The organism is Streptomyces sp. NPDC029836, from assembly GCF_055574495.1.
The window spans coordinates 52,712-66,411 of the sequence record NZ_JBVHZI010000018.1 but is presented as its reverse complement, the minus strand read 5'-3'; the positions used below and the strand labels follow the sequence as shown (position 1 = coordinate 66,411).

Here is a 13,700-nt window from a genome sequence, read left to right as displayed (position 1 = left end):
CCGTGAACTCGACGCCGCGCAGTACGCGTTGGGCGCCGCCCCCGGACCCCGCGCCTCGCACGCCGGCGGGACTGGATCGGGGGGCGGCCCGCCCGTTCGTGTCAGAGGTGGGTGTTCGACGGGGGCGTGGTCGGGGAGAGGTCGCGGGCCACGGCTTCCGCGTCGCGCAGGGCGCGGACCGGGTTCGACCAGGTGAGTCGGGACAGTTCGGGGGTGGACCAGCCGCGGGAGAGGAGTTCCGCGATCAGGTTCGGGTAGCCCGAGACGTCGTCCAGGCCGGCCGGGGTGAAGGCCGTGCCGTCGTAGTCGCCGCCGATGCCGATGTGGTCGACCCCGGCCACCTCGCGCATGTGGTCCAGGTGGTCGGCGACGGTGGCGGCGGTGGCCACCGGGCGCGGGCGCCGCTCCTCGAAGGCGCGGTGCAGGGCCATCGCCTCCGGGGTGGTGTCCAGGTGGTGGAAGCCGTGCGCGCGCAGGTTCTCGTCGGCGGCCAGGGTCCAGTCGACGGCCGCCTGGAGGACGAACTTCGGGACGAAGGTGACCATGGCGACGCCGCCGTTGGCCGGCAGCAGTTCCAGGACGTCGTCCGGGACGTTGCGCGGGTGGTCGCAGACGGCCCGCGCCGAGGAGTGCGAGAAGATCACCGGCGCGGCCGAGACCGCGAGGGCGTCGCGCATCGTCGTCGCGGCGACGTGCGAGAGGTCCACCAGCATGCCGACGCGGTTCATCTCGCGGACGACCTCGCGGCCGAAGTCGCTCAGGCCGCCGTGCCGGGGCTCGTCGGTCGCCGAGTCCGCCCAGTCGATGGTGTCGTTGTGCGTCAGCGTCATGTACCGCACGCCGAGCCGGTGCAGGGACCGCAGGGTGGCGAGGGAGTTGTTGATGGAGTGGCCGCCCTCGGCGCCCATCAGCGAGGCGATCCGGCCCTCGGCGCGGGCCGCCTCCATGTCGTCCGCCGTCAGCGCGAGCCGCAGGTCCTCCGGGTAGCGCGCGATCAGCTGTTCGACCGCGTCGATCTGTTCCAGCGTGGCGCTGACCGCCCGGTCGCCGGTGTAGTCGGTGCGGACGTAGACCGACCAGAACTGCGCGCCGACGCCGCCGGCCCGCAGCCGGGGGATGTCGGTGTGCAGGTGGGCGCTCTGGTCGGCGGCGATGTCCCGCCGGTCGAGGTCGTAGCGGACCTGCTCGCGCAGGGCCCACGGCAGGTCGTTGTGGCCGTCGACCACGGGGTGCGCGGCGAGCAGCTCCCGGGCCTGCCCGAGCAGGTCCGCCGCGCTCACTTGCCGAACCCGAAGGCGTCGGCGCCGGAGACCTTCGTACGCAGTCGCTTGCCCTTCTCCGTGGCCTGGTCGTTGAGCTCCTGCTGGAAGTCGCGCATCCGCACCAGCAGCTCCGGGTCGTGGGCCGCGAGCATGCGGACGGCGAGCAGTCCGGCGTTGCGGGCTCCGGCGACGGAGACCGTGGCGACGGGAACCCCGGCGGGCATCTGGACGATCGACAGCAGCGAGTCCATGCCGTCGAGGTACTTCAGCGGCACCGGGACGCCGATGACGGGCAGCGGGGTGACCGAGGCCAGCATGCCGGGCAGGTGGGCGGCGCCGCCCGCGCCGGCGATGATCGCCTTCAGACCGCGGTCGGCGGCCTGCTCGCCGTACGCGACCATCTCGCGCGGCATCCGGTGGGCGGAGACGACGTCGACCTCATAGGGGATCTCGAACTCGTCCAGCGCCTTGGCGGCGGCCTCCATGACCGGCCAGTCCGAGTCCGAACCCATGACGATGCCGATGACGGGACCGGCGGTGGTGGTGCTCATTCCGTGATCGTTCCTCTGAGGTAGCCGGCTGCGTGACGTGCGCGCTCCAGCACATCGTCCAGGTCGTCGCCGTAGGTGTTGACGTGGCCGACCTTGCGGCCGGGTTTCACGTCCTTGCCGTACATGTGGATCTTCAGCTGCGGGTCGTGGGCCATGCAGTGCAGGTACGCCGCGTACATGTCGGGGAAGTCCCCGCCGAGCACGTTGGCCATGACCGTCCAGCGGGCCCGCGGGCGCGGGTCGCCCAGGGGGAGGTCCAGGACGGCCCGTACGTGGTTGGCGAACTGCGAGGTGATGGCGCCGTCCTGGGTCCAGTGCCCGCTGTTGTGCGGGCGCATGGCCAGTTCGTTGACGAGGATGCGACCGTCGGTGGTCTCGAACAGCTCCACGGCCAGGTGGCCGGTCACGCCGAGTTCCTTGGCGATGCGCAGGGCCAGGGCCTGGGCCTCGCCCGCCAGCTCCTCCGAGAGGTTCGGGGCGGGGGCGATCACCGTGTCGCAGACGCCGTCCACCTGGACGGACTCGACGACGGGATAGGCGACGGCCTGGCCGTGCGGGGAGCGGACGATGTTCGCCGCGAGTTCGCGGACGTACTCGACCTTCTCCTCCGCGAGGACGGGGACGCCCGCCTTGAAGGGGGCCTCCGCGTCCTGCGGGGTGCGGACGAACCACACCCCCTTGCCGTCGTACCCGCCGCGCACCGTCTTGAGGATGACGGGGAAGCCGCCCACCTCGTCCGCGAAGGCGACCGCGTCCGCCGGATCGCTCACGATCCGGTGGCGGGGGCTGGGCGCGCCGATCGCGTCGAGCCGGGCGCGCATCACCCCCTTGTCCGCGGCGTGCACCAACGCGTCGGGCCCCGGCCGGACGGGGATGCCGTCCGCTTCCAGGGCCCGCAGGTGCGCGATGGGCACGTGCTCGTGGTCGAAGGTGATCACGTCGCAGCCGCGCGCGAAGGCGCGGAGCGTCTCCAGGTCGCGATAGTCGCCGATGACGACGTCGCTCACGACCTGGGCCGCCGAATCCTGTGGGGTGTCACTGAGGATCTTGAATTTGATGCCGAGGGGGATACCCGCCTCGTGGGTCATGCGGGCGAGCTGTCCGCCGCCGACCATGCCGACTACCGGGAACGTCACCACTCCAGGGTATCCGTCGGTATTCCGCCATCCGGACCCGCCCGGGCGGAGCCCGCCCGGAGCGGACCCGTCGGTTCCGCACGAGGGCCCGTGTGCCGTGCGTCCCATGGGGCGGCAACCCACGGACGGGGCCCGGGGGCGACACTTACCATGAACGGGTTGACGAAATCGAGTGACGTCCCGGCGAGGGGCGACGACGACGGACAGGGACTGAGCCTTCACATGAGCACGCCGAAAGCAGCACCGCTGACCGAGCGCTTCCGCGGCCTCGCGCGGGAGGTCATCAAGTTCGGCGCGGTCGGCGGGCTGGGCGTCCTGGTCAACTTCGGTGTGTTCAACCTGCTCCGGAGCACGACCGACCTGCAGATCGTGCGCGCGAACGTCATAGCCATCGTGGTGGCCATCATCACCAACTACATCGGCTTCCGGTACTTCACCTACCGCGACCGCGACCTCGGCGGCCGGCGGCGCGAGATGTTCCTGTTCGTGCTGTTCAGCGGCATCGGCATGGTCATCGAGAGCGGTGTGCTCTACGTGGCGACGTACGGGTTCGGCTGGGACAGTTCGTTGCAGAACAACATCTTCAAGTTCGTCGGCATGGGCGTGGCGACCGTCTTCCGCTTCTGGTCCTACCGGACCTGGGTCTTCAAGGCCCTGCCCACCCCTGTCGCGCCCTCGCTGATCGTCGAGCAGCGTGACGGCCACGACGTGCCGGTGGCGCCGCTCACCCCGGAGCCGGCGGCCACCAAGTAGCGCCGGGCTCCTCGGGCCCGCACGACACCGCTGCCGCCGTCACCGCACCGTGCGCGTCGGTTCCGTCCCTTCCGGCGCGGTACGGCTGAGGAAGAGGGCGAACACCGGCGGCTGGGTCTGGAGCAGTTCCAGCCGGCCGCCGTCCGCTTCGGCGAGGTCCCGGGCGACGGCGAGGCCGATGCCCGTGGAATTGCGGCCGCTGATGGCCCGCTCGAAGATCCGGTTGCCGAGGTCCGGCGGGACGCCGGGGCCCTCGTCGGTGACCTCCAGTACGGCCTGGTTGCCGATGACCCTGGTGCGTAGCGCGACCGTGCCGCCCCCGTGCATCAGGGCGTTCTCCACGAGGGTCGCCAGCACCTGGGAGACCGCCCCGGGCGTGCCGACGGCGCGCATGCCCGTCCGCCCCGAGCGCACGATGGCCCGTCCGGCGCTGCGGTAGGCGGGCCGCCACTCCTCCACCTGTTGTTTGACGACCTCGTCCAAGTCGAAGGGGACCGCCGAGCCGGTCCGCGGGTCGCGGGAGTTCGTGAGCAGCCGTTGCACGACGTCGGTGAGCCGCTCCACCTGGGTGAGGGCGATCGTCGCCTCCTCCCGCACCGTCTCCAGGTCGTCGGTGACGGTGATCTCCTCCAGCCGCATCGACAGGGCCGTCAGCGGGGTGCGCAGTTGGTGCGAGGCGTCGGCGGCGAGGCGCCGTTCGGCCGTCAGCATCCGGCCGATCCGCTCGGCGCTGGAGTCCAGTACGTCCGCGACCCGGTCCAGCTCGGGCACTCCGTACCGCTTGTGACGGGGCCGCGGGTCGCCCGATCCGAGGCGCTCGGCGGTTTCGGCGAGGTCGGTGAGCGGGGAGGCCAGCCGGTTGGCCTGGCGCACGGCGAGCAGGACGGCCGCGACGACCGCCAGCAGGGCCACCGCACCGACCACGGCCAGGGTCCGCCCGACCTCCTTGGTGACCGTGGAGCGGGTCTCCTCCACCACGACGGTCTCGCCCTGTTCGCCGGTCGCGGTGCCGCGGATGACGCTGCCCTCGACGCGCTGCCCGACCTCGACGACCTGCTGCCCGGGGACGGTGATGCGGGCGTACGTGCCGAGGTCCAGTTGCTCGGCGAGGGCCGCGGCGTCGACGGGTTCGCGCTCCAGGGCGTCCGCCTCGACGATGCCGAGCAGCCGCAGGGCCTCGGACCCGATCCGGTCCTGGGCACTGCTGGTGATGGTCCGGGTCTCCACGATGACCAGGGAGACCCCGAACACGGCGATCACGACGAGCACCACGGCGAGCGTGGAGTTGATCAGGCGGCGGCGCATCCTTAGAGGATGCCCTAGGACGGCGCGGGGTCAGCTCTTCTCGAAGCGGAAGCCGACGCCGCGGACGGTGGCGATGTAGCGCGGGTTGGCCGCGTCGTCGCCGAGCTTCTTGCGGAGCCAGGAGATGTGCATGTCGAGGGTCTTGGTGGAGGACCACCAGGTGGTGTCCCAGACCTCGCGCATCAGCTGGTCGCGCGTGACGACCCGGCCGGCGTCGCGGACGAGGACGCGCAGGAGGTCGAACTCCTTGGCGGTGAGCTGGAGCTCCTCCTCCCCCATCCAGGCGCGGTGCGACTCGACGTCGATCCGCACGCCGTGGGTGGCGGGCGGCTGGGCGGTCTCGGCGGCGCCGCGCCGCAGCAGGGCCCGGACGCGGGCGAGCAGCTCGGCGAGTCGGAAGGGCTTGGTCACGTAGTCGTCGGCGCCGGCGTCGAGGCCGACGACCGTGTCGACCTCGTCGGCGCGGGCGGTCAGGACCAGGATCGGGAAGCCGTGGCCCTCGGCGCGCAGCCGGCGGGCGACTTCGAGGCCGTCCATTCCGGGCAGGCCGAGGTCCAGGACGACGAGGTCGATGCCGCCCTGGAGTCCGGCGTCCAGGGCGGTGGGGCCGTCCTCCCGGACCTCGACCTCGTACCCCTCCCGGCGCAGGGCGCGGGCCAGGGGTTCCGAGATGGATGCGTCGTCCTCGGCGAGCAGTACACGCGTCATGTGGGTGATGTTAGTCCGCGACGGGTCAAAGGAGAGGCCCTCCTGCGGGACCCCCACCATCTGTGCTCGCATACGACCCGGCGCCTTCGAATATGGTCGATCGGTTCCCTTGGAACCTGTGATCCATCTCTCAAGTCCTTCCATATGCCGCAGTGTCGTGTCGTATGGTGGCGAGACGCCTCATGCACTACTCCGGGGATCCTTGTGCCGAAAAGCGAGCCATGGACCTCAAATTCTGCTCTGGTCGGATTGCTCCGACCCAGATGACAGTGAATGACCTGTGGGCCGGGCCCTGCGCGCGAAGGTGCGCGCCGGGCGTGGATCCCGGTGATGGCTGACCCTTCGACTCCGGCACCCCGGAGGCCGAGACCCCCGGGCGTGGGGTGGGACATCCGTCGCCGGTGCCGGCCACCCCCCACCGGGCGCAGTTCGGCTCACGAAGCCGAGCGTCCCGAGCAAGCAAGGATCGACCATGGCTTCCAGCCTGACGACGGCTTCTCCGAGCCCCGCTCACGAGAAGACCCTCTTCGGCCACCCGATCGGCCTGGCCACGCTGTTCATGACCGAGATGTGGGAGCGTTTCTCCTACTACGGCATGCGTGCGCTCCTCGTCCTGTACTTGGTCTCCGGCGGTACGGACGCCGCGACCGGCAGCCAGGGCGGCGGCCTCGGTTACAAAATGGGCGCGGCCACGGCGATCTACTCCGTGTACGTGGCGATGGTCTACCTCATGGCCATGCCCGGCGGTTGGTTCGGCGACCGGGTCTGGGGTGCTCGCAAGACCGTCGCCATCGCCGGTTTCGTGATCATGGCCGGTCACGTGGCGCTGGCGCTGCCGGGTCAGATCGCGTTCTTCGTCGGTCTGCTGCTGGTCGCCGTGGGCTCCGGTCTGCTGAAGGCCAACATCTCCACGATGGTCGGCCACCTGTACAAGGGTGCGGACGACCCGCGTCGTGACGGCGGCTTCACGCTGTTCTACGTCGGCATCAACCTGGGTGCCTTCGGTGCGCCGTTCGCGATCGGCACCGTCGGTGAGGTCGTCAACTGGCACCTCGGCTTCCTGCTCGCCGCGATCGGCATGGGTCTGGGCCTGATCGTTTTCCTGGTCTTCGGCCGCACGCTGAGCCCGCAGAGCAGCATCGTCCCGAACCCGCTGTCCGCCACCGAGCGCAACGGCATCATCGTCAAGGTCGTCGCCGCCGTCGCGATCGTCGCCGCCTTCTACGGCACCGTGACCGCCATGGGCATGTTCACGATCAACTGGGCGCTGTACCCGATCACCATCGCCGGTCTGATCATCCCGGTCGTCGTCCTGGCCCGCATCAAGCGCGACAAGGACCTCTCGGCGCCCGAGCAGTCGAAGATGTCCGCGTACATCTGGTTCTTCATCGCCGCCGCCGTCTTCTGGATGATCTACGACCAGGGTGGTTCGACCCTGTCGCTGTTCGCCGACTCCAAGACCGGCACGCTGTTCGGCTGGGACCCCTCCACCACGTGGTACCAGGCGCTGAACCCGCTGTTCGTCATGGCGCTCGCGCCGGTCTTCGCCTGGCTGTGGCTGTGGCTGGCCCGCAAGAACCAGGAGCCGAACACCATCGTGAAGTTCGCGATGGGTCTCGTCCTGGTCGGTGGCTCCTTCTTCGTCTTCGTCGTCCCGATGAGCATGGCCTCCGACGGCACCAAGGTGTCGCCGATGTGGCTGGTCTCGATCTACATGATCCAGACCATCGCCGAGCTGTGCCTCTCCCCGGTCGGCCTCTCGGTCACCACGAAGATGGCCCCGCAGAAGTACGCCTCCCAGATGATGGGTGTCTGGTTCCTCGCGGTCACCGCCGGTGACTGCACGACGGGTCTGCTGTCGCTGGCCGGCGTGGACCTGAACGGCACCGGGATCATCGCGATGCAGGCGACGCTCGCCGCCGCCGCCGGTTTCGCGGTGTACATGTACCGCAAGCGCGTCCAGGCCCTGATGGGCAGCGTCCACTGACGCACCCCGCGCAGCGGAACGGCCCGGCACGCCACACGGCGTGCCGGGCCGTTCCGTCGTACGGGGTGCGTACGGCGTCGTACGGGGTGCCTACCGCGTGCCGCGCAGGCGGCGCCACGGGGTGAAGGCGAAGACGGCGCCGCCGAGCAGGATCACCGTGCCGGCGACCAGGGCGAGGGCCTGGATGCCGCCCTCGTCCTCCGCGCCGGTCTCGGCGAGCCCGCCCGAGGCGGCGGACGAACCGCCGGTGGTGGCTCCGGTGGTGCCGGCCGTGGTGGAGCCGCTGCCGCCGGGCTGGGCGGCGGTGTCCAGCTCCAGCGAGACGCCGCTGCTGGTCGCCTTGCAGGGCACGTTGATCGGGGTGGATCCCGGGGCCATCGTGACGTCGATCGTCAGCTGGTCGGGGCTCAGCGTCACCTTGCCCGACTTGCCGGGCTTGTAGGTGCCGGTCATGTCGCTGAGGCTGACCGGGGCCTTGTCGGGGATGGGCTCGGCGTTGGCCGGGCCGGAGACCTTGACCGTGCCGGAGTCGGCGCCGCCCAGCTTGACGTTCATCGAGGGCTTGAGCGCGCCGGCCGGCAGCGCCATGGGGGCGGCCATCGCGCCCTTGGCGGTCTTGACCGTCAGCTCGTAGTCGCCGCCGTTCTTCTTGGCGTTGATCGTCACCGGCGTCTTGATGCCGCCGGGGACGACCGGACCGCAGTCGAAGGCGACCTCGACGGGCTTGCCCGGGAAGTCGGTCTGACCCCCGCCGCCGCCGGTGGTCGCTCCGCCGGTGGTGGCTCCGCCGGTGGTGGCTCCGCCGGTGGTGGCTCCGCCGGTCGTTGCCCCGCCCGTCGTTGCCCCGCCGGTCGTCGTGCCGCCCGTGGAGCCCGCGGAGACGTCGATGGTGGCGCCTCCCGAGACGGTGCCCACCGGGGCGCACTTGGTGACGAAGGTGCCGAAGGGGAAGGAGACGGCGACCTCGTACCGGCCCGGCGTCAGCGTGACCTTGCCCGCCTTGGTCAGTTTCAGCTTGCCCTTCATCGTCGACATGACCATGGGGGCCTTCTTCGGGATCTCCGGGTTCTTCTTCTCCCCGACGACCTTCAGTTCGCCCCCTCCCCCGCCGACCGTGAACCAGCCGGTGGGCACCACGGAGTCCTTCGGGATCACCATGAGGTCCGTGTTGTTGGAGGCGGGTTTGACGGTCTCCCACGAGACGTCGACCTCATCGCCCACCTTGGCCGTGGCCGGGGCCGTGATCTTGACGGTGCTCTCGCCCTCCACCGGGTCGCCGCCGCCCGCGGGCGGTACGCACTTGACCTTGTAGGTGGCATGGGCGGCCTGGGCGGGGGAAGCCGCCATGGCGATGCCCGCGCCGCCGAGCAGCAGCGCGACCAGGGCCGCGCTCGCCCTCCGTTGGGTGTTCACGAATGTCCCTTCGTTGTCGGACTTTGATCGGACGGTGCGGATGTCTGCGGTTGTTCCGCCGGCGCGTCCCGTGCCGGCGCCTGTTCCTCGGGGGTGAACCACGGCAGGACCGCCGTGGGGGTCTGGGGGGCGGCCGGCGCGGAGCCCCGCGCGGCGGGGATCCTCGGCAGCCGGGCGGTCACCGCGGTGGCGGCGTCCAGGGCCTTCGCGCCGCGGTGGCGGCCACCGGCGGCCGGGGCGTCGCGCGGTCGGAGCCGGTCGACGACGGCCATCCCGGCCCGGAACAGCGCGGTCGGCACCACCACCAGGAGCAGGCCCCAGAACAGCAGCACCCCGTACGGTCGGTCCACGCCCCACGGCTGGGCGGCGACCACCGTGTCCCCGTACTTCAGGGAGACGGTGTAGTCGCCGTGGGCCCCGGCGGGCAGGGCCACGTCCAGGCCGATCTCGGCCTTGCCACCGGGCACGATGGTGCCCTTCCACCGGGCTTCCTCCCAGGTCGGGGCGAACACCCCGTGGGCGGTGCCGAGTTGGAAGACGGGGTCCTTGACGGGGGCCGAGCCCAGGTTCCCGACGGTGACGGTGAACCGGCGCGCGGGCGGGGCGCCGAACCAGGTCAGCACCCCGTCGTCGCCCTGGAGCCGGACTCCGGTGAGCATCGCGAGCCGGGCCGTCCCGGACTCGGCGGGCAGCGGGGCGCTCTCGTGGTCGGTGATCCGCACCGGGAGGGCGACGGTGGACTGGTCCCCGTTGACGGAGGCCACGTTGACCACGCAGGGGCAGGGCTTGGGCGGTGCGACGACCTGGAGCCGGGCGGTGAAGCCCCCGTCGGCGGCGACCGCGACGGCGGCCCCGTCGGCGTTGGCGCAGCTGTTGGTGCCGCCGATCATGTTCTGGCCGCAGACCAGCAGCATCACCATCGTCCTGGCCCGCCAACCGGTGCCGGTGACGGTGATCTCGGTGCCCTTGGCGGCCTCCTGGAGGGAGAGCGCCGCGGCGGCCTTGCCCTCGTCGGCGACGGCGGGCGCCGCGACGGGCAGCAGCGCCAGCGCGAACGCCGCCAGGGCCGCGACGAGGAGGGGCAGGGCCTTCGCGCCCGGGGTGCGGCTCACCTGGATGCTCCCGTCAGCTCGTGGTGCGGTGCCCGGTCCCGGGCGGCGGCGGGTTCCGGTGGCGGCCGGTCGTGCGGGGCGCCCCGGGTGCGGCGTACGAGGAGCAGCGCGGCCGCGGCGGTCCCGCCGAGCAGGAGCAGGCCGCCGCCGGTGAGGGCGGCGATGCCCCACGGCACGAACCACGCGGTGGTGCTCGCGGTGGCCGGGGCGGCGCCGGGCGCGGTGACGGTGACGGTGAGGTCGACCCGGTCCAGGACCGGCGCGCCGGGCCAGGGTTCGGTCAGCTCGACCCGCTGACCGGGCAGCAGTTCCACCGGCAGGGCGCGCGCGGCGCGGCCGGGGACCTCGCCGAAGCGGCCGGTGGCGCGGATCGCCATCTCGGGGGCAAGGGCGACGTTGCCGCGGTTGACCAGGGTGTACGCGACGACGGCGGAGGCGCCCTTGCCGCGCACGGCGACGTCCTCGACGGTGAGGGCCGCCAGCTGCGGGCCGCTGACCCGCAGGTGGACCCGTACGCCCACTTCGCGCCCGTCCTCGGCGGCGACGACGGCGGCCCGGTGGTCGCCGGGGGCCGAGGCGGGCGGCACGGTGACGGTGAACGGGACGACGGCGCGGGTGCGGGGCGGGATCCGCACGGTGGCGGAGCCGCCGAAGCTGATCCAGGAGCCCGCGCCGACGGACTCCCGGGCGGGTCGTACGGCGAAGGCGCCGTCGGCCGCGTTGTGGGCGTCGGCACCGCGCAGGGTGACGACGCGCTCCCGGTCCGAGGTGTTCGCCAGCGTGAGGCGGTCCTCCAGTACGGCTCCGGGGGCGCCCGCGAGGTAGAAGTACGGGCGCGCGGCGCCGGGCCGGCCGGCCGCCGGTTCGGCGGTCCACCCGGGCCCGTCGGCGGCGGCCGCGGCCGGGACGCCGCACAACAGCGCGACGGCGGCGGCGAGCAGCACGACGCCGAGCCGCGCGAGGACGCCGGACGGTCGCAGGACGCCGAGCCCCGCGAGGACGCCGGACCCCGCGAGGGCGCCTGGCCGTCGCAGAAACCCGCGCCGCGCGAGGACGCCGAGCCGCGCGAGGGCGCCGGACCGCCCGGCGGTGTCGAGTCGCCGGAGGGTGCCGGGCCGTGGGGGGACGGGAAGCACGGGCATGGCCGGGGCTGCTCCGTTCAGGGCCGGGTCCGCTGGGCCTGCCGGCCGCGTCGGGTCAGCCAGAGCACGCCGACCGCGCCCGAGAGCACGACGGTCGCGCCGAGGGTGCCGAGCGCGAGGGCGGACTCGGCGGGCCCGGTCTGCGGGAGGGTGCTCGGGGCGGAGCTCTGGCCGGTGCCGGGTTGCGGGGCGGGGTCCTTGGCGCCGCCGGCGGCCGTGACCTCCAGTTCGAGGGACGGCTTGGGGCTGTTGCCGGGGGTGCAGGTGGTGGTGGTCCCCATGGCCTTGATGGTGAGGACCCCGGCGGTGAAGGTGACCTTGCCGCTCTTCTTCGGGGTGTAGGTGCCCGAGAGGTCGGTGATCTTGATGGGGGTGTTGGCGGGCACCGCCTCGGAGTTGGGCGCGCCGGAGACCGGCACCGAGACCTTCTCCGCCCCGTCGGCCAGGATGACCGCGCTGGGGCTCATGGCGCCCTTGCCCAGCTCGATGGGGCTGGAGGAGACGCCCCGTTGGAAGGACATCGTCAGCTTGTAGCCGTCGCCCTCCTTGACGGCCTTGATGTCGATCGGCGAGACCGCCGACTTGTCCCCGATCGGGGTCTGGCAGTTGTACTCGACGTCGATCACGGCGGCGTGGGCGGCGGGGGCGGTGAGCAGGACCGCCGATGCGGCCGCCGCGGCGGCCAGCGCGAGCGCGGTGGAACGTTTCCGGTCGGACACCTTCGTCTTCCCCTCGGCCACAAGTTACTGACGACACATCAGATTGGTGGCTCAAGGTACGCCCGGGGCCTTACGGAGGGAAGACACAGGACGGCCCGGATCGACGCCCTTTCGGCCGTACGGTTTCCGGCCGTCCGGGGCGCGGGAAAGGCCTGGTCAGAGGGGTGCGCCGGGCCCGCCGGCGGGCCGTGAGGGCCCGGCCGGGAGGCGCTGCCGGGCCGATCCGGACATGGCGACGGCCCGGCCGGTGGCCGGGGACGGCCCGGCGGGGGCCCGTCCGCGGCCCCGTCCGGGCCGTCGCGTACGGCGCTTCGGCGCGCGCCTCAGGCCGCGCGGACCCCGCGCTGCCACACCGCGGAGACGAGCGGGACGCCCGGGCGGTAGGCGAGGTGGACGTGGCTGGGGGCCTCCAGGAGGGCCAGGTCGGCGCGGGCGCCGGGGGTGATCCTGCCGAGGTCGCCGCGACGCAGCGCGCGGGCGCCGCCGGCGGTGGCGGACCACAGGGCCTCGTCGGGGGTCATGCCCATGTCCCGTACGGCGAGGGCGATGCAGAACGGCATGGAGCTGGTGTAGGAGGAGCCGGGGTTGCAGTCCGTGGACAGGGCCACGGTGGCGCCCGCGTCCAGCAGGCGCCGGGCGTCGGGCCACTGCGCCCGGGTGGAGAACTCGGCGCCGGGCAGCAGGGTCGCCACCGTCGTCGCGGCCGCCTGGGCCAGGGCGTCGACGTCCGCGTCGGTGAGGTGGGTGCAGTGGTCGGCGGAGGCCGCTTCGAGCTCCACGGCGAGCTGGACGCCAGGCCCGTGGGAGAGCTGGTTGGCGTGGATGCGCGGGATCAGCCCGGCGGCGGCGCCCGCGGTGAGGATGGCGCGGGCCTGGTCGCCGTCGAAGGCGCCCTTCTCGCAGAAGACGTCCACCCAGCGGGCGTACGGGGCGCAGGCCGCGAGCATCTCGCCGGTGACGAGGTCGACGTACGCCGCCGGGTCGTCGGCGTAGTCGGGGGAGACGATGTGCGCGCCGAGGTAGGTGACCTCCTCGGTGTGCGCGGCGGCGATGCGCAGGGCACGGGCCTCGTCGGCGACGGTGAGCCCATAGCCGGACTTGGTCTCGAAGGTGGTGGTGCCCTGGCGGCGGGCCTCGTGGAGGTGGCGCAGCAGATTGGCTTCGAGTGCGGCGTCGTCGGCGGCGCGGGTGGCGGCGACGGTCGTGCGGATGCCGCCGGCGGAGTACGCGCGGCCGGACATGCGGGCGTTGAACTCGGCGGTGCGGTCGCCGGCGAAGACGAGGTGGGAGTGGGAGTCCACGAAGCCGGGGATGACGGCCCGGCCGGTCGCGTCGAACGCGGTGTCCGCGGCCGGGGCGTCGGTGGCCGCGCCGACCCAGGCGATCGTGTCGTCCTCGATGACGACGGCCGCGTCCTCGATCAGGCCGAGGGGGGATCCGTCGCCCACGGAGGGGTCGTTGGTGACGAGGCTGCCGATGTTGGTGATGACGGTGGTGGTCATGCGTTCCTCTCGGGGAGTTCCTTTCCCCGCCCCGCCCCTTCGCCGTTCCCCGGGCGGAGCCCCCGTGGCGCCGGGAGGGGGCGCGGGCGTGCCCGGACAGGGGCCGGGGC

The 13,700-nt window shown here is 72.5% G+C and carries 12 protein-coding genes; 2 read left to right on the top strand and 10 right to left on the bottom strand.

Annotation, left to right across the window (positions count from 1 at the left end):
* Positions 1-101 precede the first annotated feature (101 nt).
* Genes ACZ4XJ_RS32950 through ACZ4XJ_RS32940 form a run of 3 tightly spaced genes read right to left on the bottom strand, consistent with a single transcriptional unit; the run spans position 102 to position 3,057 of the window.
* The gene (locus ACZ4XJ_RS32950; protein ID WP_362883197.1) at positions 102-1,280 is read right to left on the bottom strand and encodes a dipeptidase; all 1,179 of its coding nucleotides are present in this window, start codon (positions 1,278-1,280) and stop codon (positions 102-104) included.
* Entirely contained in the window at positions 1,277-1,813 is a 537-nt protein-coding gene (purE, locus tag ACZ4XJ_RS32945) for a 5-(carboxyamino)imidazole ribonucleotide mutase (RefSeq protein WP_362883199.1), read from the bottom strand. The genes ACZ4XJ_RS32950 and purE overlap by 4 nt, the downstream gene beginning before the upstream one ends.
* Positions 1,810-3,057 carry a 5-(carboxyamino)imidazole ribonucleotide synthase gene (locus ACZ4XJ_RS32940; RefSeq protein ID WP_383998571.1) on the bottom strand — a complete coding sequence of 416 codons (1,248 nt, stop codon included), beginning with the start codon at positions 3,055-3,057 and terminating at the stop codon, positions 1,810-1,812. The genes purE and ACZ4XJ_RS32940 overlap by 4 nt, the downstream gene beginning before the upstream one ends.
* A gap of 114 nt (positions 3,058-3,171) precedes the next feature.
* Here ACZ4XJ_RS32940 and ACZ4XJ_RS32935 point away from each other — a divergent pair, with 114 nt between their 5' ends.
* Positions 3,172-3,702, top strand: a complete 531-nt coding sequence (locus tag ACZ4XJ_RS32935) for a GtrA family protein (protein WP_362883203.1) — start codon at positions 3,172-3,174, stop codon at positions 3,700-3,702.
* 39 nt (positions 3,703-3,741) lie between these two features.
* Here the strand turns inward: ACZ4XJ_RS32935 and ACZ4XJ_RS32930 are convergent, their stop codons facing one another.
* Positions 3,742-5,007, bottom strand: coding sequence for an ATP-binding protein (locus ACZ4XJ_RS32930; RefSeq protein WP_362883204.1), 1,266 nt, complete (start codon positions 5,005-5,007; stop codon positions 3,742-3,744).
* A gap of 30 nt (positions 5,008-5,037) precedes the next feature.
* The gene (locus ACZ4XJ_RS32925) at positions 5,038-5,715 is read right to left on the bottom strand and encodes a response regulator transcription factor (protein WP_361598543.1); all 678 of its coding nucleotides are present in this window, start codon (positions 5,713-5,715) and stop codon (positions 5,038-5,040) included.
* Between the two features lie 472 nt (positions 5,716-6,187).
* Between ACZ4XJ_RS32925 and ACZ4XJ_RS32920 the strand changes: the two genes are divergently transcribed.
* Entirely contained in the window at positions 6,188-7,702 is a 1,515-nt protein-coding gene (locus ACZ4XJ_RS32920; RefSeq protein ID WP_362883206.1) for a peptide MFS transporter, read from the top strand.
* 90 nt (positions 7,703-7,792) lie between these two features.
* On the opposite strand, the gene ACZ4XJ_RS32915 is transcribed toward ACZ4XJ_RS32920, so the two are convergent.
* The 5 genes from ACZ4XJ_RS32915 to hutI all read right to left on the bottom strand — a co-directional run bounded on the left by ACZ4XJ_RS32915 (position 7,793) and on the right by hutI (position 13,590).
* Positions 7,793-9,049, bottom strand: a complete 1,257-nt coding sequence (locus tag ACZ4XJ_RS32915; protein ID WP_468498325.1) for a hypothetical protein — start codon at positions 9,047-9,049, stop codon at positions 7,793-7,795.
* Between the two features lie 62 nt (positions 9,050-9,111).
* Positions 9,112-10,227 (bottom strand): neocarzinostatin apoprotein domain-containing protein, encoded by a 1,116-nt coding sequence (locus tag ACZ4XJ_RS32910; RefSeq protein WP_362883208.1) that lies wholly within the window; start codon positions 10,225-10,227, stop codon positions 9,112-9,114.
* On the bottom strand, positions 10,224-11,369 hold the full coding sequence (locus ACZ4XJ_RS32905) for a COG1470 family protein (RefSeq protein ID WP_468498301.1): 1,146 nt from the start codon (positions 11,367-11,369) through the stop codon (positions 10,224-10,226). The genes ACZ4XJ_RS32910 and ACZ4XJ_RS32905 overlap by 4 nt, the downstream gene beginning before the upstream one ends.
* Positions 11,370-11,386: 17 nt before the next feature.
* Positions 11,387-12,088 carry an LPXTG cell wall anchor domain-containing protein gene (locus ACZ4XJ_RS32900; protein WP_362883212.1) on the bottom strand — a complete coding sequence of 234 codons (702 nt, stop codon included), beginning with the start codon at positions 12,086-12,088 and terminating at the stop codon, positions 11,387-11,389.
* 323 nt (positions 12,089-12,411) lie between these two features.
* A complete protein-coding gene (gene hutI, locus ACZ4XJ_RS32895; RefSeq protein ID WP_362883213.1) occupies positions 12,412-13,590 on the bottom strand; it encodes an imidazolonepropionase in 1,179 nt (392 codons plus the stop codon).
* Positions 13,591-13,700 lie beyond the last annotated feature (110 nt).

Coding starts and splice junctions, on each gene's coding strand:
- ACZ4XJ_RS32905 (WP_468498301.1), bottom strand. CDS start 11,369: ATGCCCGTGCTTCCCGTCCCCCCACGGCCCGGCACCCTCCGGCGACTC.
- ACZ4XJ_RS32920 (WP_362883206.1), top strand. CDS start 6,188: ATGGCTTCCAGCCTGACGACGGCTTCTCCGAGCCCCGCTCACGAGAAG.
- ACZ4XJ_RS32930 (WP_362883204.1), bottom strand. CDS start 5,007: ATGCGCCGCCGCCTGATCAACTCCACGCTCGCCGTGGTGCTCGTCGTG.
- ACZ4XJ_RS32935 (WP_362883203.1), top strand. CDS start 3,172: ATGAGCACGCCGAAAGCAGCACCGCTGACCGAGCGCTTCCGCGGCCTC.
- ACZ4XJ_RS32940 (WP_383998571.1), bottom strand. CDS start 3,057: ATGGGACGCACGGCACACGGGCCCTCGTGCGGAACCGACGGGTCCGCT.
- ACZ4XJ_RS32915 (WP_468498325.1), bottom strand. CDS start 9,049: ATGGCGGCTTCCCCCGCCCAGGCCGCCCATGCCACCTACAAGGTCAAG.
- ACZ4XJ_RS32925 (WP_361598543.1), bottom strand. CDS start 5,715: ATGACGCGTGTACTGCTCGCCGAGGACGACGCATCCATCTCGGAACCC.
- hutI (WP_362883213.1), bottom strand. CDS start 13,590: ATGACCACCACCGTCATCACCAACATCGGCAGCCTCGTCACCAACGAC.
- purE (WP_362883199.1), bottom strand. CDS start 1,813: ATGAGCACCACCACCGCCGGTCCCGTCATCGGCATCGTCATGGGTTCG.